Raw genomic sequence first — 21,344 nt, forward strand, 5'->3', positions numbered from 1 at the left:
CCCCGCCCATGTCCCGGAACGCCGCCTCCGCCGCCTCCGCCGCCTCCGCGCCGGTCCGCTCCGATGCCCGGCGCAACCGGGCGCTGGTGCTCGGCGCGGCCCGTTCGGCCTTCGAGGAGGCGGGGTTGGCGGTGCCGCTGAGCGAGATCGCCCGCCGGGCGGGGGTCGGCGCGGGCACCGTCTACCGTCATTTCCCTTCCAAGGAAGCCCTGTTCAGGGCGACGGTGGTGGACCGGATCCGGCTTTTCGCCGATACCGCACGGGAGTTGGCGCACTCCGCCGAGCCCGGCCCGGTGTTCTTCCGCTATCTCGCCTCGGTGGTCCGGCTGTCCGCCCTCAACAAGGGGCTGTGTGACGCCCTGGAGGCGGCCGCCAAGGGCCGTTTCACGCTCTCGGCGGGCATCGAGCGGGAGTTCCGCGAGGCGCTGGCGGTGCTGCTGGACAGGGCCCAACAGGCCGGTGCGGCAAGGCGGGACGTCACCGTGGACGATGTGCTGGCGCTGCTGCTGGGCTGTCTGTCCATGGAGCAGCGGCGCGGCCCGGACGGGGTGCCCGGCCGGATGACCACCCTGGCCTGTGACAGTCTCCGTCCGGGGCGGTCCATAACGAAACTCTCCCCGGTTCCGCCCGTCGGCCGTAACGAAACCGGCTGTGCGGTGTGCGGTGAGCCGGTTCCGGCGGCCCGTACCGGCCGGCCGGCCCGCTACTGCGGCGGCGCCTGCCGGCAGAAGGCGCACCGGCAGCGGGCCGCAGCTCGTGCCAAGCGGGTCAGAGCGGGTACTTGAAGCCCAGGTGGGTGGCCTGGAAGCCGAGCCGTTCATAGAAGCGGTGGGCGTCCACCCGGGTGGCGTCCGAGGTGAGCTGGAGCAGGGCGCAGCCCTCGGCACGGGCGGTGTCGATCGCCCAGCGCAGCAGCTCGGTGCCCAGCCCGTGGCCGCGCTCCTCGGGGTGCACCCGTACCGCCTCCACCAGGGCGCGGGTGGCGCCGCGCCGGGACAGGCCGGGTATCAGGGTGAGTTGCAGGGTGCCCACCACCCGTCCGTCGCGTACCGCCACGGTGAGGCGTTGGTTGGGGTCACGGTCCAGTTCGGTGAAGGCCGCCCGGTAGGGGGCCAGGTCGCCGGGGGACTCGCGCTGGGCGCCCAGCGGGTCGTCGGCGAGCAGGGCCACGATGGCGGGGATGTCGTCGGCGGTCGCACGCCGGAACTCCAGATCGCTCATGGGCCGGACCCTATGGCCCGGCCGCTCGTCCCACCAGGCCGGCCGGCGCGCCGCCGGGGCCACCGGAGCCAGGGATTCCACCGCTGCCACCAGGGGTGCCGGCTCCGGCCGCCGGGCCCGTACCGGACCTGGCCGGCGCCCGGCACTGAAGCACCCCGGCGCCGGGAAAACGCGGGCGCATCCGCTCACCGGGTGCGCCTACGCTCGCCCCCATGAGCAGACTCCACTTGTTCGACCTCGACGGCACGCTGATCCACAACTCCGCGGCGGCGATCGAGATATCCCGCCACCTGGGCACCGAGCGGGAAACCGCGGAACTGGAACGGGACTTCGCCGCCAGGCTGCTGACCCCGGCCGAGTTCGCGGCCAAGGCCTGTGCCCTGTGGGGCGAGCGGCTCACCGAGGCGGTGCTGGCCGCCACCTTTGAGGCCGCCCCCTGGCTGGAGGGCATCAAGGAGGTCTGGGCCCGGATCGCCGAGCGCGGCGAGCGGATCGCAGTGATCTCGCTCTCCCCGCACTTCTTTGTGGAACGCCTGCTGGACTGGGGCGCCCACACCGCACACGGCTCCCGCTGGCCCGAACTCCCGCTGCGCGGGCCCATCGACCCGGCCGGCATCCTCAACGCCCGGGCCAAGGTACGGATCACCGACGAACTCTGCGCCCGCTACGGCCTGGGCCGGGCCGACTGTGTGGCCTATGGCGACTCCATGTCCGACGCGGCGCTGTTCGCCGCCGTCCCGGTCTCCGTCGCGGTCAACGCCGATCACCATGTACGCGACCTGGCCACCCACTGCTACAACGGCCGTGATCTGCGCGAGGCTTATGCGCTGACGGCGAGCTGAGCCGGGCCCGCGACCGCAATGCCGTGCGCCCGGCGGGGAGTTCAGCCGAGATCCGGGGCCAGCAGGGCCCGTACCCCCTCCACATTGCCGTCGAGGTAGTGGCGCAGCGAGGGCGGCACCACCTCCACCGAGGCCATGCCCTGGCGGGTGAAGGGGATCCGGACCACCTCATAGGTCCCGCGCGGCTCGTCCACCTCGGGGCCATGCCGCAGCGAGAGGTCCATCGAGGCCAGCCGGCAGACAAAGAAGTGCTGCACCTTGACGCCATGGCGGTGCGGCACCGTGTCCACAAAGGCCGGCACCACATCCACCACCTTGGCGCCCAGTTCCTCGTCCACCTCCCGGTGCAGTGCGGCGACCACCGACTCGTCCTCCGGCTCCACGCCCCCGCCCGGGGTGATCCAGTACGGCGGCTCACCGGGCTTGGTGCGTTTGATCAGGATCAGCTGGGGCTCGCCGGAGGCGGGATCCTCGGCCAGCAGAATGGCGCGGGCGGTGCGTTTGACCACCGGTCGTACGGTCATAAGCGACATCTGCCGCGGGGAACAACCGCCAAAACCCCCGTCTCACCAGGAGACGGCGGCGCGCAGCAGCCACTCATGTGCCCGGGCCAGGTGCGGCAGGGCCAGTGACCCGGTCCGTACCACCAGGAAGTAGGTGCGCAGCGGTGGTACCGGCGGGCTGAGCAGGGCCGCCACCTCACCGGTGTCCAGGGCCTCGGCACACAGATAGCGGGGCAGTACCCCGATCCCGGCGCCGGCCGCCACACAGGAGAGCACCGCCCGCAGATCGGGGACGACCACCGTGCCGGCGGCCACCGGCTTGGCATCGAATACCGCGCTCCAGTAGCGCGAGACAAAGGGCAGGCTCTCATGCACCTCCACCACCGGCAGATGCTCCAGCACCGCCACCCCCTTGTCCCGGACCACGGCGGCCCCGCCCAGCCGGGCGGCATAGCGGGGAGCGCCGATCAGGACATGCTCCTCGTCGCAGAGCGGGGTGGCGGTCAGCAGCCGGCCGCGCGGGCGCGAGGTGGTGATGGCCAGCTCATGGTGGCCGTCCGCCAGCCCCTCGAAGAGCTCCTCGGCCATGCCCTGGGCCACCCGCACGGTCAGCCCCTGGACCACCAGCGGGGCGAGCGCGGGCAGCGCGCGCAGGGCGGTGAACTCCGGGGGACCGGCCAGATGCAGGGTGCGCTGCGGCCACTGCTCGTCCAGCCCGGCCTCGGTGATCTCCTGGAGGGCGTCCACATGCGGCGCAACCTTGTGGGCCAGCTCATCGCCGAGGGTGGTGGGCACCACTCCCCGGGCCTTGCGCAGGAACAACGGGTGCCCCAGGCGGCGCTCCAGGGTCCTTATCTGGCCGGTGACGGCCGGCTGGGACAGGCCCAGCAGAGCGGCGGCGCGGGTGAAGGAGCCTGCCCGGTGGACCGTGACAAAGGTGCGCAACAGGGTCAGATCCATGCCGTCTCCCCGGCTAGCCCGAGCACCGACCGTAGAGAACTATAAATAAGTCGATAGGGCTGTGTCGCCAGGGTGATTGGACACTGACGCTGAGTCAACTAGCCTGATTCGGGCGGAACTTCTCCGTGCGATTCGCATGGAGATCCCGGGCGGCTCGAGCCAAGAGGGGGGAGGCTCGAGCCGCCCTTCCCCATGCGTGCTCCATGTGTGCTCCCGCGCTGTCGCCCATGGCGGGGCGCGTGGCAGTCTGGGGCGCATGGATGAGCACCCATGGAGCTCGCCGGCGCTGCCCGGCGAGCCGCCCTACTACACCACGGACACCTGCGCCGGCTGCGGGGCGATCGTCCACGGCATCCACGGCCGGTGGACCTGTGCCGCCTGTGGCAGCTGCAGCCCCTACCAGGAGCCTCCCGAGGGCTGGGCCAGCGAGATCACCCCCGAGGAACTGGCCACCAATACGGTGGGCTACGACGGGCCCGCATCCCGGTAACGGGTCTTCGATCACTGACCGGTTGATGGTCCGCACGGCCAACCGGTCTGCCGGGGTGCCGGATTGGGCACCGGGCTCAGTCGTTCTCGTCCGGCAGGATCACATGCATCGCCCAGGCCACCACCGAGACGATCACGCCACCGACCAGTGCGGAGCCAAAGCCGTCCACATGGAAGGCCAGATGGAGCCGGTCCGCCAGATAACTGGTGAGCAGCAGCATCAGGGCGTTGATCACCAGGGTGATCAGGCCCAGGGTGAGGATGAACAGCGGGAAGGCCAGAAACTTCACCACCGGCTTGACCAGGAAGTTCACCAGGCCGAAGACGATTGCCACCAGCAGCAGTGAGACCGCCTTCTTCACGGTGGTCGCGCCGCCCAGGCTGATGCCCTTGAGCAGCCAGATGGCGGCGGCCAGGGCCGCGGCGTTGGCGATCGTCTTTACTGCGAAATTCTTCATACATGAGATCGTGGCAGACGGGTCCGACAGGCGGCATAAGTGCCGTCGGAACGAGCGGAGGCGCGCGGGAGCCGCGCGGAGAGGAAGACGGCGCATGAAGGCGTTCCGGCTGGACGAGCTGGAGGCGGAGCGGGCCGCCAACAACGGGGCGTATCTGCAGTTTCTGCGGGAGCGCAATATGTCGGTGGGGCTCTACGCCCTGGACGCCGGCAGCCCGGACCCCCAGGGGCCGCACCAGCAGGACGAGGTCTACCTGGTGATGAGCGGCCGGGCGTCGATCACGGTGGGCACCGAGACCACCGAGGTGGGGCGGGGCAGTGTGGTGTACGTCCCGGCGGGGCAGCCGCACCGTTTCCACCACATCAGCGAGGACCTCAGGGTTCTGGTGGTCTTCTCTCCCCCTGAGAGCTGAGCCCGGCCTCCCCCATCCCGTAGGGGTCCGCTCAGGGGTCTACGGGGGCCGCGAGGCCCCCGCCGGGCCCCCTCGCCGCCCTAGCATCGACAGCAGACGGAAGCGGCTTCCCGCTCCGCAACCATCAATGACGCACAGGAGAGCAGGGGACGACATGACGGAGAAGGGGATACTCGCGGGGCTGCCTTGGTGGGTCCAGTGGATTGTGCTGCCGGTCCTGGTGATCGCGGTGTGCGGCTCGCTGATCCTGAGTGTGCTGGGCTTCCTGATCAGCCTGGTGTTCAAGGCCCTGTTGCTGGTGGCGCTGATCGGCGGCCTGATCTTCGTCTTCAAGAAGTTCACCTCCTCCTCGTCCTCCAGGGGCGACTGGTAGGCGCATGACGGCACATGGGCCCCGGGGTGTCCGATGCCCGCGCCGAACTCGGCGCGGGCCGGACGGACTCCGGCGGTTCGGTGTATTTGTCGCTTCGGCGTCTTTCGCTGACTGTGCCCGCCGATTTAAGTCCTCGGCGGAATTCGGGTGGTTCGTCAACTCAGCGCGGTAATGCCCGGGGTGTACTTTTCCCGTCAGCGGCTACCGGCCTTTCACCCCGGCACCGCGTGTGCGAGCGGGCGCCTTGCGGCTTCTGCCCGTCCTGTCCATCTCGCCACGATTCCAACCTGTTTGCCTGTGACAGGAGTAAGTCCTCGGTACTGCTTGCCGCCCGTGTTTCGCCCGCACGTCCGGCGGTTGGCCGTCCGGATTCCCAGCAGCCCTGCCCCGGCTGCCACTTTGGCCAGTTCCTCGCTGTTGCCCGGAACCGATTCTGCCGGGAACGACTCCGCCCCGTAGTCGAGTCGCTACGCTCCAGAGTCGGAGAGCTCGTACTCTCAGTCTCTATCGGTAACTGAAAAATCACTCCTTGTGATCCGGGCCACCTTGTTGTCAGACTATGGCGTCATTAGAGGGTCATGAGGATCCAATCCCGGCCAAACCGACGAAGACGGGGCATTGGGCGATGCGCGACACAGTTCAGGCAGAAGTGATCATGACGTTCCTCGTCTCCGAGGAGCTGTCCTTCCGTATCCCGGTGGAGCTGGGCTACGACAGCAGCGACCCCTATGCGGTGAAGTTCACCTTTCATCTCCCCGGCGATGCGCCGGTGACGTGGGCGTTCGCAAGGGAGTTGCTGCTGGACGGGCTGAGCCAGCCGTCCGGCGAGGGCGATGTGCATATCGCCCCCGCCTCCGCGCAGCATCTGTCGGACGTCTTCATCCGGCTGCAAGTGGGCGGCGAGGGCGCGCTGTTCCGGGCCGGTGCGGCCCCGCTGGTGGCCTTCCTGGACCGCACCGACCGAGTGGCCCCGCTGGGCGAGGAGCACTCGGTCGCCGACTTCGACTACGAGCTGGCCGCCGCGCTGGACAGCATCCTTGCGGGCAACCCCGAGGGCCAGAACGCGGGTTAACCCCGCGCCCCGCCAGGCGCCCCACCAGGGGCCCACCAGGGGCGCGGGAGCGCTGCTCAATATGCGGCTCCCGCCGCGTGGGCGTGCCCAGCCACGTACGTCCCGCACCCGGCAATCGCACCGGGGCGCCCCGCCAGGGGCGCGGGGCGCTGCTCAATATGCGGCTCCGCCGCGTGGGCGCGCCCAGCCACGAACGACGCGCACCCGGCAAACGCGCTCAGCCCTCCCCGGCCGAGTCACCCTCCCCCGCACCCTCTTCGGAAGGCTCCGCCTCAACCCGCACCCGCTCGGCCCGCGGCGAAGCCGCACCGTCCCCGGCCACCCCGGCCGAACCCGGCACCCCAACCGGATCCGCCACCCCGGCCGAACCCGGCACCGTACTCGCCGGCCCCATGGACGCCAGCAACTGGCGTGCCAGCCCCAGCCCCGTACCCCCCATGGTCAGCGCCTTCGCCAGCATGTCGGACACCCCGTCCGCCCCATTGAGCAGCACCATGTGCTCGACACTGCCAAACGCTTCCGCCCCGGCCCGGACGATCTCCGGCCAGTTCTCGGCCAGTTGCTGGGCCACCACCGCGTCCTGGTTGTCCGCCAGCGCCAGGGCCCGGGCCTTGATGGCCTCCGCCTCGGCCAGGCCCTTGGCCCGGGCCGCCTCCGCGGCCGCCAGACCCTTCGCGCGGGCCGCCGCGGCCTCCGCCTCACCCGTGGCCCTGGTCGCCTCGGCCGCCGCCGTGCCCCGCGCCTTGGTGGCCTCCGCCTCGGCCGAGGCCGCCGCCTTCACCCGGGTCGCCTCGGCCGCGGCCGCCAGCTCCGTCTCCCGGGCCTGGGCCTGGGCGGCCGAGATCCGGGCATCCCGCTCGGCCTCGGCCAGCGTCCGCTTCTCGTAAGCCGCCGCATCGGCCGGCTTGCGCACCTCCGCCTGGAGCTGCTGCTCCTTGCGGTGTGCCGCCAGCTCGGCCACCCGGGTCTCCTGGACCACCACCTCCTGGCGGGCCGCCGCCTCCGCCAGCGGCCCGGCCTGCCGGGCCTTGGCCGCCGCGCTGTCCCGCTCGGCCTGGTAACCGGCCTGGAGGATCTCGCTGTCCCGCTTGGCCTGTGCCATCCGGGCCGCCGCCTGCTGCTCCGCCTCGGTGGCCAGCCGGTCCGCCTCGGCCTGGGCGATCCGGGCGTCCCGCTGCACCGCCGCCGCATGCGGGGCGGAGAGGTTCTTGATGTAACCGGTGGGGTCCTGGATCTCATGGATCTGGAGCGAATCGATGATCAGGCCCAGCTTCTCCATCTCCGTGCCGGAGGCGGCCCGGGTCTCCCCGGTCAGCCGCTCCCGGTCCCGGATCATGTCCTCCACGGTGAGCCCGCCGACGATGGACCGCAGATGACCGGCGAAGACGTTGTGCACCCGGTCGGCCATCACCTTCTGCTGGTCCAGAAAGCGCCGGGCGGCATTGGCGATGGACACCAGATCATCGCCGACCTTGAATATCACCACGCCATGGACCTTGAGTGGAATGCCCTGCTTTGTCACGCAATCCACATGCAGATCGGCCTCGTTGAGGTCCAGCGACAGCTTGCGCACCGCCTGCACCCCGGGCAGCACCAAGGTGCCCCGGCCGGTGACGATCCGGAAGCCCATGCCCTCGCCCAGACCCTCGGTGCGGTGCTTGGAACCGGAGATGACCAGCGCCTCATTGGGCTCCGCCACCCGCCACATCAGCTTGAACAAGCCGATCAGCACGGCGGCCGCGACGACCACGACCCCCGCGACGACTCCGAAGAACACAGTTGAACCCCCCTCTGTCATACGCCCTTGAACAGGGCAAGATGATCAATTCCCCTGGAAACAACGGGGCATGGGCCGGCCGCACAGAACGCGGCGGTCAGCCGCCGTCATAGGCGGCGGTCACATAGACCGTGCGCGGCGGCTGGTAGTCCACCACCATCACCATCGTGCCCCGCTCCAGCCGGGTGCCGGGCTCCGCCGGATACGCCAGGAACGCCTCCGCGCCGCCCCGTACCCGGACAATCACCTCGCCCACCAGTCCGGGACCCACTGTCCCGCTGACTCTGCCCAGTTCACCGACCACCGGTGATCCCCCGTTCTCCCCCAACACCGGCCGCGGTTCAGCCGGCTCGGCGCCGGTGCCCGCCCCTGGCTCTTGCCCTGCCCCTTGCCCCGGGACGCCGCCCGGTACTCACAGTGTGGCGGTCGGCACTGACAACCAGCGCCGCCAGGGCGGTGGTCACCGGCACCGAGAGCACCAGCCCGATGCTGCCGATCAGGGTGCGGACGATCTCCTCCGCCACCAACTCGCTGTTGGCCACGGTGCTCACCCCGCTGTCCGCGATGGAGAACAGCAGCAACAGCGGCAGCGAGGCCCCCGCGTAGGCCATCACCAGGGTGTTGACCACCGAGGCGATGTGATCCCGTCCGATGCGCATCCCGGAACCGTACAGTTTGCGCCAACTCGCCGAGGGATCGGCCTCCTTCAGCTCCCACACCGCCGAAGTCTGGGTCACCGTCACATCGTCCAGCACCCCCAGCGAGCCGATGATGATCCCCGCCAGCAGCAGCCCCCTGATCTCGATATGCGGATACAGGGTGTGCACCAGACCGGTCTGGTCGTCGGTGTCCCCGGTCAGATGGGCCCAGCCGATGAACAGCGAACCCAGCAGCCCGATCACCAGCAGTGAGCCCAGCGTCCCCAGCACCGCCACCGAGGTACGGGCGTTGAGGCCATGGCACAGATAGAGCGCCATCAGCATGATGGCGCTGCCGCCGATCACCGCCACCAGCAGGGGGTCCGAACCCTGCAGGATGGCCGGCAGGATGAACAGGGTCAGCAGCCCGAAGCTGAGCACCAGCGCCACCAGGGCGAACACCCCGCGCAGCCGTCCGATGACCACCACCGCCAGGGCGAATACCCCGGCCAGCACGCCCATCGGCAGCTTGCGGTCCACATCCATCACCGAATAGCGCAGATTCGGCGGGGCCTTGGGGGCATAGGCCAGCACCACCTTCTGCCCCACCGAGTAGTGCCGGGAGGCGCCGGGCTGCACGATCTCGTCAAAAGTGCGCCCCTGGTCCGGCCCCGAGGCGACCTCCACGGTGGTCTTCTCGCACGGCCCCTGCACCGGTGCGGGCTGGCCCTGCCCCTGCGGCGGGGCGGCGGGCTGGGCGCCCAGGGCGGCGCAGTCGGCCCGCTGCACGCCCACCACCCGCCCCGCGCGCGTCTGTTGGTCCAGCCCCACCCCCGAGTGCTGGTGCGGTGGCGCGCCGCCCGGCCAGAGCACCACCAGCCCGGTGGCCACCGCCAGGGCGAAGGGGATCAGTACCGCGGCGATCACCTTGCGCAGATGCGCGGAGACCGGGGCGGCCGGACCATGCGCATGCGCATGGGAGTGCCCGGGGGCGTGGGTGTGCTCGTGCGCGGGGGAGTGCGCCGGGGGTGGGGGCGCAGGGGGCACGGGATCGGTGCGGCTCACCGCCGCATCATGCCAAGGCCCACTGGCCGTGTCCCCGGGCGAGGCGTTAGCGTGGTGCCACCTTTGCAATCGCGGGAGCTCGGAGCACCGGGCTGAGAGGGCGCTGACCTCCGTACGAAGAACAGGTACGGAAGCCGCTGCGTCGACCGCCGAACCTGTTACCGGGTAATGCCGGCGTAGGGAGTTACGGTCTTATGGCCACGCAGGACGCACACACGTCTGCAACCACGTCCACCCACATGTCCGCCGATGCCTCCGCCGAGCGGATCGGCTGGCACAAGGACTACCTCACCGGCTCACGGCCGGACCTCAGGGTGCCGGTGCGCCGGGTGCATCTCAGCAATGGACGGGACGTCCGGCTGTACGACACCTCCGGCCCCTACACCGACCCCGCCGTGGCGACGGATGTACGGCGCGGGCTGGCCCCGCTCCGGGAGAACTGGATCATCGCCCGGGGCGACACCGAGGAGTACTCCGGACGCCCCGTCCGCCCCGAGGACGACGGCATCAAGCACACCTCGCCGCGCGGGGGACTGCGCAATCTGGACGCCGTCTTCCCCGGCCGCCCCCGCCAGCCGCGCCGCGGCCGGGACGGCGCCGCGGTGACCCAGCTCGCCTATGCCCGGCGCGGCGAGATCACCGCCGAGATGGAATATGTCGCGCTGCGCGAAAACGTCTCCCCCGAGGTCGTCCGGGAGGAGATCGCCGCGGGCCGGGCGGTGCTCCCGGCCAACGTCAACCACCCCGAAATCGAGCCGATGATCATCGGCAAGCGGTTCCTGGTGAAGGTCAACGCCAACATCGGCAACTCCGCGGTCACTTCCTCCATCGAGGAGGAGGTGGAGAAGATGACCTGGGCCACCCGCTGGGGCGCCGACACGGTGATGGATCTCTCCACCGGCCGCAATATCCACACCACCCGGGAGTGGGTGCTGCGCAACTCCCCCGTCCCCATCGGCACCGTGCCGCTCTACCAGGCCCTGGAGAAGGTGGACGGCAAGGCCGAGGAACTGAGCTGGGAGATCTACAAGGACACGGTCATCGAGCAGGCCGAGCAGGGCGTGGACTATATGACCGTGCACGCCGGAGTGCTGCTGCGCTACGTTCCGCTCACCGCCCGCCGCAAGACCGGCATCGTCTCCCGCGGTGGCTCCATCATGGCGGCCTGGTGCCTGGCCCACCACAAGGAGTCCTTCCTCTACGAGAACTTCGAGGAGCTCTGCGAGATCCTCGCCTCCTATGACGTCACCTTCTCCCTGGGGGACGGGCTGCGCCCCGGCTGTATCGCGGACGCCAACGACGAGGCGCAGTTCGCCGAGTTGAGGACGCTGGGTGAGCTGAACACCATCGCCAAGCGGCACCACGTCCAGACGATGATCGAGGGCCCGGGCCATGTCCCGATGCACAAGATCAAGGAGAACATCGACCTCCAGCAGGAGATCTGCGAGGAGGCCCCGTTCTACACCCTGGGCCCGCTGACCACCGATGTGGCCCCGGCCTACGACCACATCACCTCCGGCATCGGTGCCGCGATGATCGCCTGGTGGGGCACCGCGATGCTCTGCTACGTCACGCCCAAGGAGCATCTGGGCCTGCCGGACCGGGACGACGTCAAGACCGGCGTCATCACCTACAAGATCGCCGCCCATGCGGCGGACCTGGCCAAGGGCCATCCGGACGCCCAGGAATGGGATGACGCGCTGTCCGACGCCCGTTTCGAGTTCCGCTGGGAGGACCAGTTCAACCTGGCCATGGACCCCGAGACGGCCCGCGCCTTCCATGACGCCACCCTGCCGGCCGAACCGGCGAAGACGGCGCACTTCTGCTCGATGTGCGGGCCCAAGTTCTGCTCCATGCGCATCTCCCAGGACATCCGCCGGGAGCATGGCGGCGAACTGTCGGCCGCCGAGGTCGAGGCCGGAATGGCGGCGAAGTCAAAGGAGTTCGCCCAGGCGGGCAACAGGGTCTACCTGCCGATCGCCGACTAGCTGAAAGCCGGAGGGCTCCACCACACGGAGAGCCCTCCGGCCTGCGTCTGCATGACGACAGTCGGGCAGCTGGGTCAACGGGGCGTGATCAGTTCCAGGTGTGCCGTAGCCGAGCTGGACAAGCTGTCCAGGATCGCACGCTGCTTGACGTCGCGGACGCCCCGAGGAGACGCTGGTCCGCGGTCCGAGAGAGCGGTCATAACCCCCGTGATGGAGCAGGCGATGCGAATCGGCGCTGATCAGGTGCAGCTGGACGAGTACGGGCGCACCTGTTACCAAGACGCACTCTTCACCGGCGAGGTCGAGAGTCACGCGGACAGCGGGCAGCTGGTGATGCTCTTCAGCTACGCCGACGGCATCGAACACGGGCCGCAGCAGGCGTGGTGGCCGGACGGGACCAAGCAGACCGAGGGCGTCACCCGGATGGGCGCCGCCGTGGGTGAGTGGCGGCACTGGCACTCCAACGGCCGGCTGTCGGAGCTGGTCGTCCTGGACGAGCACGGCCGGCTGATGAGCAGAAAGCGCTGGAACGCCGCCGGTGAGCTCACCATGGACAGAGCGATCCGCCGACCCGGCTGATCCGGCCGCGCCGGGCGAGCCGGCCTGAGGTTTCAACGCTCGACCGAGTCAACCGAGTTACTCGTCCTGGCCCGGCAGTCTGTGGGGCCGAGGCCCAGCGGGTGATGCCAGGCCCGTCGTCAGCGGACGAAGATCCGGTGCGGATTGCGGGTGGCGGCGGGCTGGTCCCGGTCCAGGCCGGCCCCCGGGTACGCCTTGCTCGCGCTCCTCACCCCGAAGCTGCCGAGCACGGCGCACAAGCCGGTCACGCCGGCCAGGCCGGGAACAGCGCCGCCGCCCCCGATGAGGCAGGCGGTCACGATCAGGGCCACCCCGGCCAGGAGCATGACCCAGCCGAGCATGCTGCGGTTCTGCTTCTTCTGCGCCGCGGTCGGCGCCGAGTCCAGCACGACCCTGACCGGGACGCGGCAGTGGCCGCAGACAGTGTCCAGGACGACGGACCCCGACTCCGGCCGGTGGGCCGCACCGAGCGGGAACAACTGCCACTGCGAGTGGTAGGTCGTGCTCCGCAGCCCTTCGGTGCGGGTCAGACTCGTCCGGTGGCCCAGGCGTAGCTGCGACACATGCACCGGCGTACTCATCGCTCTTGTCTCCCTCCCCGCACCCGGCTTCCCCAGGCGCCCCCGCGGTCGGCATGTTAGCGAACGAATGTATCCACCATCCGCCGCCCGGCGAGGACATCGGAGCCCGCGGCGAGGACCAGCCATCCGAGCAGGACGGGAGCCGGCAGCCCGCCTGGCTCTGTGCCCGGCAGAACCTTCCCGGCGGCCTGGCCGTGGCTTCCGTACCGAACGTGCCTTACGCGCCGGCGCCAGCCGTTGATCACCGACTCGGCCGTCACCGGGGCCGGGCGGGTGCCTGCTCGCGGGCCGGTCCGGCGGGGATTTTCTGGTGCTCATGGTGAGCATCACCGCCACACCGGACCGTAAGCAGGCGGAAACCCCGACTGCCGCCGTATAAACGGAAGTTCCCTCAATCGGGGCGGATCGGCCGGCTTCCGCTGCGTGAGCCGCTCGCTCGAATGCAAGAGCGGTCTGCTCACTCCTGCCGCTCCTCCGAGGAACCCCCGCCGAAATCAGGGCTGGTGAAACCGGGCCGCGAGTAACCCAGGTGCGGGGTACGGCCGTTCCGGTCCCGGGGCCGGGGCAGGGCGGAAGTGCGGGTCGAGGACGGGGGGTTGGCCAGGGCCTCCCGGAGGAACGGCAGGATGCCGCGCTCCAGCAGGGCCTCCCGCCAGGCGTCCCGGGCCAGATCGACCTCGGTCGGCCGGCGGTGACCGCCGCCCTCCGCACCCGCCCCGCGCCCATTGCGCAGCGCGGTGATCAGCAGTGCGGCCATGGCCACCAGCGCGCCGGCGGCGGTCAGTCCGGCGAACCACCAGCCCACCGTGACCATGGGCCCGCCGACCGAGTCATGGGCCGCGGTCAGCCGCAGCGCATAGCCGATGACCAGGAAGAGCAGCGCGGCGATCCCGGCCAGCACCGGGGCCAGTACGGCCAGCACCGCACCGGCGCCGGCGCCCTCGGAGCCGGTCGCCGCGGTGTCCGTGGCGGAGGTGTGCTCGCCGCCCTCGCCCCGGGCGGACCCGCCGGCGGCGACGGGCTGGGGCGCGGCGGCCGTGCTGTGGGCGCGCTGTTTCTCACGCACCCTGACATAGGTGCGGTATTCCGCCATCGCGCACGCCGAGATGGCGGCCATGGCACCCAGCGCCATGGTGCGCAGTTGTTCGGTGTTCAGCCGCTGTCCCACGGCGGCGATCAGTGCGCTGATTTCCGGGTCTCTGTCCGCTGAACGCAACGCCTGGTCCAGAACCCGCTCGAACTCCGGGCGGTCCTCGGCCAGCAGATGCGGAGCGCTGTTCATGTGCATCCCCCGATGCTCCGTAGGGCCTAGTAGCCGGCTGGTACCGGTCGGTGGGCGGAAACGGAGGAGAGCCTGCTACGGATAAGCCGATGGTAGAGCCGCACCGGCATGGGGTGACAGTGCGTTTTGCGAATTAGCCCATGCCGGTGGAACTCCGTACTTGCCCGTCGTCGGCGCGGGTGAATCGTCAGATGGCCAGGGGAAGTTGCACGACCAGCAGTTTTCCGGCCATGGTGACGCCGCCGTCCATGGCCAGCGCCAGCCCGTCCGCGTAGAGATGCGGACCGCTGACCACCGGCGCGCCTTCCTCGCCGTCCTCGTCCTCGCCGCCGACCTCGCCCAGCAGATAGGGGATGGGGCTGTGGCCATGCACCACCCGGCTGCCGCCATAGGTGTCCAGCAGCTCCCGGGCGGCCTCGCCGCCGGCCTCGTCACGGAAGGCGAACCGCTTGGTGAACTTGCGGAACAGCTCCCAGACCTCATCGGGGTCATTGCGCTGCAATGCCTCGGTGACCGCGTCATTGACGGCCTCGATGGAGTCGCCGTACTCCAGGTACGCGGTGGTGTCGGAGTGCACCAGCAGGTGCCCGTCCTCCTCGGCCATGGCGTCCAGCCGGGACATCCACTGCAGGTGGTGGTCCTCCAGGCGCTCCATATCCGTGCGCTGGCCGCCGTTGAGCAGCCAGGCCGCCTGGAAGGAGGCGGTGCCGGCGCCGGAGTTGACCGGGGTGTCGGCGAACCGCTTGGCGCCGATCAGCAGCAGTTCATGATTGCCCATCAGGGCCTTGCAGTAGCCGCCGGCCGCCGCGGCCTCCGCGGACAGCCGCATCACCAGGTCGATCACGCCCACGCCGTCCGGGCCGCGGTCGGTGAAGTCGCCCAGGAACCACAGCCGGGCGTTGCCCGCGGCCCAGTGGCCCTGGGCGTCGATCAGCCCCTGGGCGGCCAGGGCCTGGTGCAGCTCGTCCAGATAGCCGTGGACATCGCCGACCACATAGAGCGGGCCGGGCCCCGGCGGCAGCGGCTGGGTCTGCGGCGCGCTCAGCGGGGTCAGCTCCACCGTGGGCACATCCTGGGGGGCGGCCTGGGCGATCACCGGGAGATCCCGGGCGGTCGGGGTGTAACCGGCGAGGTGAGCGGTGCCCTCGGCGGGCACGGTCGGGTGATCCATGGCAGGGAATTCCGGGTGCGCGACGGGACGGGCGTATTCGGCGGCGTACGGGGCGGCGGCCTCGGCGGCGTACGGGGAAGCGGCGGGAGGCGCGAGGTATCCGGGGTAGGGCGTGGCCGCCTGAGTGACCCTTCCCGCTGGTTCCTGTCCGGCCCCCTGAGCCATCGACCCCTCCACCGTCGCGCCGCAGTGCACCTTGTGGACCCTGCCTGGTCGCCGGCGGCCCGTGGTGTCGTTCGCCCATCATAGGAATGACCGTCGCGGCTTGTGACGCACCAGGGGCCGTCAATCGGGGAGCGGACCGGGGTTCGCTGGTCATTTCTCCCCAATTGCGTCATTCGCGGCGGTCAACGAGGTGGCGGGCCGTGCCGTCACGGCCGTCGGCCGAACTGCTCGCTTTGCCGTACCCGGGGTGGCCTGTGTTGACGCCGTACGGGCTTGCCGCCGGTGGCGGGCCGTTGCCGCCGGTGGACCGCTGACGTGGTGAGCCGGGGACGGCCGGAGCGCGCCGGAGGGGGCGGGAACGGGATCGGAGGGGGCGCGCGGGGTCGGGCAGGGGTCAGGTGGTGGCCGGGCCGCGCGGGGCGCTGACCGTGGCGCGCGGGGGACGGCGCTCGGAGGAGGTCCGCACGATCAGCTCGGTGGGTATGACCTGCTCAACCAGGCGGCCCTGGTCCAGGCCTTCGATGGCGTCGATCAGCAGCTGGACCACGGCGGTGCCGATCCGGCGCGGCTTGAGGGACAGGGTGGTGATGGGTGGCTCGGTGGTGGCGTAGACGGTGGACTCGCTGCAGCACACCAGCAGCAGATCGTCCGGCACCCGCAGGCCGTAGCGGCGGGCGGCCGCCAGCAGGTCGGTGCCATTGGGGTCGAACAGGCCGTAGACCGCGTCCGGCCGGTCGGGGCGGGCCAGCAGCCGGTCGGCGGCGACCGCTCCGGCGCAGGGGTCGTGGGCGGGGTACTCCTCGTAGACCGGGTCCTGGCCCACCCTCCGGCACCAGTGCAGATAGGCATGGGTGGACAGCCGGGTGTAGGTGTCGGTGGTGGTGCCGGTGAGCAGGCCGATCCGGCGGGCACCGGCGTCGGCAAGGTGGTCCAGGATGCCCAGCACGGCGGCCTCGTGGTCGTTGTCCACCCAGGCGGTGACCGGCAGGCTGCCGGCCGGGCGGCCGTCGGAGACCACCGGGATGCCCTGGCGCACCAGGTCGGAGACGACCGGGTCATGGTCGGAGGGGTCGATGACCACGGTGCCGTCCAGGGCCACATTGGACCAGACATCGTGCCGGGAGGTGGCGGGCAGGATCACCAGGGCGTAGCCGCGGGCCAGCGCCGCGGAGGTGGCGGCCCGGGCCATTTCGGCGAAGTAGGCGAACTCGGTGAAGGTGAAAGGTTCATCCCCGTAGGTGGTCACGGTCAGCCCGATCAGCCCGGACTTGCCCGTGCGAAGGGTGCGGGCGGCGGCCGAGGGCCGGTAGCCCAGCCGGTCGGCGACCTCCCGGACATGGCGGCGGGTGGCGTCCGGCAGCCGGCCCTTGCCGTTGAGGGCGTCGGACACGGTGGTGATCGACACTCCGGCGGCGGCGGCCACGTCGCGGATGCCCGCCCGACCCGCCCGGCCGCCCCTGCGCGCCGACTCCGCGCGGCTCACCTGATGCTTCCCTGGTGCTGTCATGGCGAGCCGATAGTAGGGCTCGGGTGGCTGGTTGGCAGGGCGCTGGAATTCACTGTTGACAGGCACGTTTCTGCATGCCGGTATCCCGGCAATGACCTTTGAAGCAGAGGAAGTTGGGCCGTTCGGCGATAAACCCTCGGCGCCTGGCATATCCACGTCTGATGACCGGTCCGGGTCTCCCCCGGTGCCCAACTCACCTTCACGAGCGATGCGCGCCACGGCGCACGCCAGGGCGCGCGCCGGACCAAGAAGCGCGTCTTCGGCTCTGGACGCCGTATGGGGCAATCCTCATAAGGTGTGCGGTATTCAAGCGAGGAGGATCCACGGTGACCGAGAAGACTCCCAGGCTGCGCCCCGAGCTGGACAGCGTGCCGACCTACAAGCCGGGCCGCCCGGCCGCCCCCGGGGGCCCGGTCGCCTACAAGCTGTCCTCCAATGAGAATCCCTATCCGCCGCTGCCCGGGGTGCTGGAGAGCGCCCTGGCCGCGGCCGGATCCTTCAACCGCTATCCGGACATGGCCTGCGCCGGGCTGATGGCGGAGCTGTCGGACCACTTCAAGGTGCCGCTGACGCATCTGGCCACCGGCACCGGTTCGGTGGGCGTGGCCCAGCAGCTGGTGCAGTCCACCGCGGGTCCCGGGGACGAAGTGATCTACGCCTGGCGGTCCTTCGAGGCGTACCCGATCATCACCCGGGTCGCCGGGGCCACCCCGGTGGAGGTCCCGCTGACCCCCGGTGAGGTGCACGACCTGGACGCCATGCTGGCCGCGATCACCGAGCGCACCCGGCTGATCTTTGTCTGCAACCCCAACAACCCCACCGGCACCGTGGTTCACCGGGCCGAGCTGGAGTCCTTCCTGGACCGGGTGCCCTCCGGCGTTCTGGTGGTGCTGGACGAGGCCTACCGCGAGTTCATCCGGGACGAGAGGGTGCCGGATGGCATCGAGCTCTACCGGGACCGGCCCAATGTCTGTGTGCTGCGCACCTTCTCCAAGGCCTATGGCCTGGCCGGCCTGCGGGTGGGCTTCGCGGTGGCGCATGAGCCGGTGGCGGCCGCGCTGCGCAAGACCGCGGTCCCCTTCGGGGTGAGCCAGATCGCCCAGGACGCGGCGGTGGCCTCGCTGCGCAGCGAGGCGGCGCTGCTGGAGCGGGTGGAGGCGCTGGTGGGCGAGCGCACCCGGGTGGTGGAGGGGCTGCTGGGCCAGGGCTGGACCGTGCCGGAGACCCAGGCCAACTTTGTCTGGCTGCGGCTGGGGGAGCGCACCATGGACTTCGCGGCGGCCTGTGAGCGGGCCGGTGTGGTGGTACGGCCGTTCCCGGGTGAGGGGGTACGGGTGACCATCGGCGAGGTCAAGGCGAACGACCTGTTCCTGCGGGCGGCCGAGGACTTCCGCAAGGAGCTCTGAGCCCGCCGGCTCCGAAACGGCTGAGGCGCCCCGGACCGCAACCCGGTCCGGGGCGTTGTCCTGTCCGGGCTTGAAGTCAAGGGCCGGAGGGGACCCCCCTCACTGGGCCGGAAGGGCCGTGCGTCATAATGGCTTGTGAATGTGAACGCGTTCACAAGCTCGCCTTTATGTCCCGCTTTCAGTGGGGCATACGGGGCAAAAGCGTCGGCGTATGGCGCCGGCGGTGCACGAGGCAAGGAGGGGCAGAGTGAATCTGGCTCTGGCGCCGGAGACCCTGGCGCGCTGGCAGTTCGGCATCACCACCGTCTACCACTTCCTGTTCGTCCCCCTCACCATCAGCCTGGCGGCGATCACCGCCGGGCTGGAGACGGCCTGGGTGCGTACCGGGAAGCAGAAGTACTTCCACGCCACGAAGTTCTGGGGAAAGCTCTTCCTGATCAATATCGCCATGGGCGTGGTGACCGGCATTGTGCAGGAGTTCCAGTTCGGGATGAACTGGTCCGACTACTCGCGCTTCGTCGGCGATGTCTTCGGTGCTCCGCTGGCCATGGAGGCGCTGCTGGCCTTCTTCTTCGAGTCCACCTTCATCGGTCTGTGGATCTTCGGCTGGGACAAGCTGCCCAAGAAGATCCACTGTGCCTGTATCTGGATCGTCGCGGTGGGCACCCTGCTCTCCTCGTACTTCATCCTGGCCGCCAACTCCTGGATGCAGCACCCCACCGGCTACCGGGTGGACCCGGCCACCGGCAAGGCGCAACTCACCGACATCTGGGCGGTGCTGACCCAGAACACCACGCTGGTGGTGGTCTTCCACACCCTCACCGCCGCCTTCCTCACCGGCGCCGCCTTTGTCGTCGGCATCGCCTCGCTCCATCTGTGGCGGGCCAAGCGGCGCCGGCTGCGCGGGGAGGAGCTGGGCGAGAAGCAGCGCCACCAAGTGGGCGCCATGCGGGCCTCGTTGCGGCTGGGGCTGGTGGTGGCGGTGATCGCCGGACTGGGCACCGCCATCAGCGGCGACAGCCTGGGCAAGGTGATGTTCGAGCAGCAGCCGATGAAGATGGCCGCCGCCGAGGCACTGTGGGACACCCAGGCACCGGCGCCCTTCTCGGTGTTCGCGGTGGGGGACGTCTCCAAGGGCCACAACAGCGTGGAGATCGAGGTGCCCGGGGTGCTCTCCTTCCTGGCGCACAGCAACTTCTCCGAGGCGGTGCCCGGCATCAATGACATCGCCCGGCAGGAGGCGGCCCGGTACGGCGGCAAGCCCGATGACTACATCCCCAGCATCTTTATGACCTTCTGGGGCTTCCGCCTGATGATCGGCTTTGGGATGACCTCCTTTGTGGCCGGGGTCATCGGACTGTGGACCACCCGCAAAAAGCTGTGGCTGGCACCGGAGTTCCGCACCGGTGAGGACGAGGTGCCCCGGCTGATGCTCACCCGGACCAGGGAGATGGGGCCTTTCCTCACCAAGTGGTCCTGGCGGATCGGCATCCTCACCATGGGCTTCCCGCTGATCGCCAACTCCTTCGGCTGGATCTTCACCGAGATGGGCCGCCAGCCCTGGGCGGTCTATGGGCTGCTGAAGACCGGCAAGGCCGTCTCGCCCGGAGTGGGCCAGGGCGAAGTCATCACCTCCCTGGCCGTGTTCACCGTGCTCTATGCGGTGCTGGCGGTGGTCGAGGTGCGGCTGCTGGTCAAGTACGCCAAGGCCGGGCCGGACACCGACGAGCTGCCCCCGGCCAGGGATCCCCGGCTGCGGCTGCCCTCGGCACGGACCGGGGCCGAGGCCGACGAGAAGCCGCTGACCTTCGCGTACTGATCCGGCTCAGTCGCCGAACGGAGACAACTCCCCATGCACCTCCATGACTTCTGGTACCTGCTGATAGCCCTCCTGTGGACCGGCTACTTCTTCCTCGAAGGCTTTGACTTCGGCATCGGCGTGCTGACCAGGACCCTGGCCAGGGACCGCACCGAACGCCGGGTGCTGATCAACACCATCGGCCCGGTCTGGGACGCCAACGAGGTCTGGCTGATCACGGCCGGCGCCGCCACCTTCGCCGCCTTTCCCGACTGGTACGCCACCCTCTTCAGCGGCTTCTATCTGCCCCTGCTGGCCATCCTGGTCTGCCTGATCCTGCGCGGGGTGGCCTTCGAGTACCGCCACAAGCGCAATGAGGAGCGCTGGCAGCGCAATTGGGAGCAGGTCATCTTCTGGTGCTCGCTGCTGCCCGCCTTCCTCTGGGGCGTGGCCTTCGCCAACCTGGTACGGGGCGTGCCCATCGGCCCCGACAAGAACTTCACCGGCTCGGTGCTCGATCTGCTGGGCCCCTACGCCCTGTTGGGCGGGCTGTTCACCCTGGTGCTGTTCACCTTCCATGGCGCGGTGTTCGCCGCGCTGAAGACGGTGGGCGAGATCCGTGACCGGGCCCGCGCCCAGGCCATGTGGTACGGACTGGCCGCCGGGGTGCTGGCGGTGGCCTTCCTGGTGTGGACCCAGGTCCAGTCCGGCAACGGCCGCAGCCTGCCCGCGCTGGTGACGGCGGTACTGGCCCTGGCCGCCGCGCTGGGCTGCACCCGGCTGGGCCGCGAGGGCTGGGCCTTCACCTGCTCGGCACTGGCGGTTGTGGCCGCCTTCGCCGTGATCTTCCTGGCGCTGTTCCCGGATGTGATGCCCTCCACCACCGACCCCCGGTGGAGCCTGACGGTCGCCAACGCGGCCTCCAGCCCCTACACCCTGAAGATCATGACCTGGGTGGCGGGCTTTATGACGCCCCTGGTCATCGGCTACCAGGCCTGGACCTACTGGGTGTTCCGGCAGCGGATCGGCACCCGGCACATCCCGGCCGCGCACTGAG

The 21,344-nt window shown here is 70.1% G+C and carries 22 protein-coding genes; 11 read left to right on the forward strand and 11 right to left on the reverse strand.

Annotated elements, in window-relative coordinates; translation table 11 throughout:
• The first annotated feature begins 8 nt into the window (after positions 1-8).
• Complete coding sequence (locus tag CV755_RS23725) at positions 9-785, forward strand: TetR/AcrR family transcriptional regulator (RefSeq protein ID WP_109282309.1); 777 nt, start codon at positions 9-11, stop codon at positions 783-785.
• Here the strand turns inward: CV755_RS23725 and CV755_RS23730 are convergent.
• Positions 769-1,221: a GNAT family N-acetyltransferase gene (locus CV755_RS23730; protein WP_109283478.1), complete on the reverse strand. Its 453-nt coding sequence runs from the start codon at positions 1,219-1,221 to the stop codon at positions 769-771. The genes CV755_RS23725 and CV755_RS23730 overlap by 17 nt on opposite strands.
• A gap of 212 nt (positions 1,222-1,433) precedes the next feature.
• Between CV755_RS23730 and CV755_RS23735 the strand changes: the two genes are divergently transcribed.
• Positions 1,434-2,063 carry an HAD family hydrolase gene (locus CV755_RS23735; RefSeq protein WP_109282310.1) on the forward strand — a complete coding sequence of 210 codons (630 nt, stop codon included), beginning with the start codon at positions 1,434-1,436 and terminating at the stop codon, positions 2,061-2,063.
• Positions 2,064-2,104: 41 nt separating this feature from the next.
• On the opposite strand, the gene CV755_RS23740 is transcribed toward CV755_RS23735, so the two are convergent.
• Both CV755_RS23740 and CV755_RS23745 read right to left on the reverse strand, forming a co-directional pair.
• Positions 2,105-2,587, reverse strand: a complete 483-nt coding sequence (locus CV755_RS23740; RefSeq protein ID WP_109282311.1) for an NUDIX domain-containing protein — start codon at positions 2,585-2,587, stop codon at positions 2,105-2,107.
• Positions 2,588-2,629: 42 nt separating this feature from the next.
• Positions 2,630-3,526, reverse strand: a complete 897-nt coding sequence (locus tag CV755_RS23745; protein WP_109282312.1) for a LysR family transcriptional regulator — start codon at positions 3,524-3,526, stop codon at positions 2,630-2,632.
• A 256-nt stretch (positions 3,527-3,782) separates the two neighbouring features.
• On the opposite strand from CV755_RS23745, the gene CV755_RS23750 reads away from it, so the two are divergent.
• Positions 3,783-4,016, forward strand: coding sequence for a hypothetical protein (locus CV755_RS23750; protein WP_109282313.1), 234 nt, complete (start codon positions 3,783-3,785; stop codon positions 4,014-4,016).
• A 76-nt stretch (positions 4,017-4,092) separates the two neighbouring features.
• On the opposite strand, the gene CV755_RS23755 is transcribed toward CV755_RS23750, so the two are convergent.
• Positions 4,093-4,473: a phage holin family protein gene (locus tag CV755_RS23755; RefSeq protein ID WP_109282314.1), complete on the reverse strand. Its 381-nt coding sequence runs from the start codon at positions 4,471-4,473 to the stop codon at positions 4,093-4,095.
• Between the two features lie 94 nt (positions 4,474-4,567).
• On the opposite strand from CV755_RS23755, the gene CV755_RS23760 reads away from it, so the two are divergent.
• The 3 genes from CV755_RS23760 (at position 4,568) to CV755_RS23770 (ending at position 6,330) form a co-directional block, all read left to right on the forward strand.
• Positions 4,568-4,885: a cupin domain-containing protein gene (locus tag CV755_RS23760; protein ID WP_109282315.1), complete on the forward strand. Its 318-nt coding sequence runs from the start codon at positions 4,568-4,570 to the stop codon at positions 4,883-4,885.
• Positions 4,886-5,039: 154 nt separating this feature from the next.
• Positions 5,040-5,258: a DUF5326 family protein gene (locus CV755_RS23765; RefSeq protein ID WP_109282316.1), complete on the forward strand. Its 219-nt coding sequence runs from the start codon at positions 5,040-5,042 to the stop codon at positions 5,256-5,258.
• A 625-nt stretch (positions 5,259-5,883) separates the two neighbouring features.
• On the forward strand, positions 5,884-6,330 hold the full coding sequence (locus CV755_RS23770) for an SsgA family sporulation/cell division regulator (protein WP_109282317.1): 447 nt from the start codon (positions 5,884-5,886) through the stop codon (positions 6,328-6,330).
• A gap of 217 nt (positions 6,331-6,547) precedes the next feature.
• Here the strand turns inward: CV755_RS23770 and CV755_RS23775 are convergent, their stop codons facing one another.
• The 3 genes from CV755_RS23775 to CV755_RS23785 all read right to left on the reverse strand — a co-directional run bounded on the left by CV755_RS23775 (position 6,548) and on the right by CV755_RS23785 (position 9,810).
• A complete protein-coding gene (locus CV755_RS23775; RefSeq protein ID WP_193553467.1) occupies positions 6,548-8,128 on the reverse strand; it encodes an SPFH domain-containing protein in 1,581 nt (526 codons plus the stop codon).
• Between the two features lie 76 nt (positions 8,129-8,204).
• Positions 8,205-8,411, reverse strand: a complete 207-nt coding sequence (locus tag CV755_RS23780) for a hypothetical protein (protein WP_364854428.1) — start codon at positions 8,409-8,411, stop codon at positions 8,205-8,207.
• Between the two features lie 37 nt (positions 8,412-8,448).
• Positions 8,449-9,810 carry a YibE/F family protein gene (locus CV755_RS23785; RefSeq protein ID WP_109282319.1) on the reverse strand — a complete coding sequence of 454 codons (1,362 nt, stop codon included), beginning with the start codon at positions 9,808-9,810 and terminating at the stop codon, positions 8,449-8,451.
• A gap of 194 nt (positions 9,811-10,004) precedes the next feature.
• Here CV755_RS23785 and thiC point away from each other — a divergent pair, with 194 nt between their 5' ends.
• Both thiC and CV755_RS23795 read left to right on the forward strand, forming a co-directional pair.
• Entirely contained in the window at positions 10,005-11,798 is a 1,794-nt protein-coding gene (gene thiC / locus CV755_RS23790; protein ID WP_109282320.1) for a phosphomethylpyrimidine synthase ThiC, read from the forward strand.
• A 222-nt stretch (positions 11,799-12,020) separates the two neighbouring features.
• Entirely contained in the window at positions 12,021-12,377 is a 357-nt protein-coding gene (locus tag CV755_RS23795) for a toxin-antitoxin system YwqK family antitoxin (protein WP_109282321.1), read from the forward strand.
• 119 nt (positions 12,378-12,496) lie between these two features.
• Here the strand turns inward: CV755_RS23795 and CV755_RS23800 are convergent, their stop codons facing one another.
• The 4 genes from CV755_RS23800 to CV755_RS23815 form a co-directional block, all read right to left on the reverse strand.
• Positions 12,497-12,958, reverse strand: coding sequence for a hypothetical protein (locus tag CV755_RS23800; protein WP_109282322.1), 462 nt, complete (start codon positions 12,956-12,958; stop codon positions 12,497-12,499).
• 457 nt (positions 12,959-13,415) lie between these two features.
• Positions 13,416-14,246 (reverse strand): hypothetical protein, encoded by an 831-nt coding sequence (locus CV755_RS23805; protein ID WP_109282323.1) that lies wholly within the window; start codon positions 14,244-14,246, stop codon positions 13,416-13,418.
• 181 nt (positions 14,247-14,427) lie between these two features.
• Positions 14,428-15,576, reverse strand: coding sequence for a metallophosphoesterase (locus CV755_RS23810; protein WP_109282324.1), 1,149 nt, complete (start codon positions 15,574-15,576; stop codon positions 14,428-14,430).
• 394 nt (positions 15,577-15,970) lie between these two features.
• On the reverse strand, positions 15,971-17,083 hold the full coding sequence (locus CV755_RS23815; protein WP_109283480.1) for a LacI family DNA-binding transcriptional regulator: 1,113 nt from the start codon (positions 17,081-17,083) through the stop codon (positions 15,971-15,973).
• A 326-nt stretch (positions 17,084-17,409) separates the two neighbouring features.
• Here CV755_RS23815 and hisC point away from each other — a divergent pair, with 326 nt between their 5' ends.
• From hisC to cydB, 3 genes are all read left to right on the forward strand, one after another.
• Positions 17,410-18,489, forward strand: coding sequence for a histidinol-phosphate transaminase (gene hisC / locus CV755_RS23820; RefSeq protein ID WP_109282325.1), 1,080 nt, complete (start codon positions 17,410-17,412; stop codon positions 18,487-18,489).
• 247 nt (positions 18,490-18,736) lie between these two features.
• On the forward strand, positions 18,737-20,308 hold the full coding sequence (locus CV755_RS23825) for a cytochrome ubiquinol oxidase subunit I (RefSeq protein ID WP_109282326.1): 1,572 nt from the start codon (positions 18,737-18,739) through the stop codon (positions 20,306-20,308).
• Between the two features lie 33 nt (positions 20,309-20,341).
• On the forward strand, positions 20,342-21,343 hold the full coding sequence (gene cydB, locus CV755_RS23830) for a cytochrome d ubiquinol oxidase subunit II (protein WP_109282327.1): 1,002 nt from the start codon (positions 20,342-20,344) through the stop codon (positions 21,341-21,343).
• Position 21,344: the final 1 nt, after the last annotated feature.

This window comes from Streptomyces orinoci, assembly GCF_003121295.1.
GTDB lineage: Bacteria > Actinomycetota > Actinomycetes > Streptomycetales > Streptomycetaceae > Streptomyces > Streptomyces orinoci.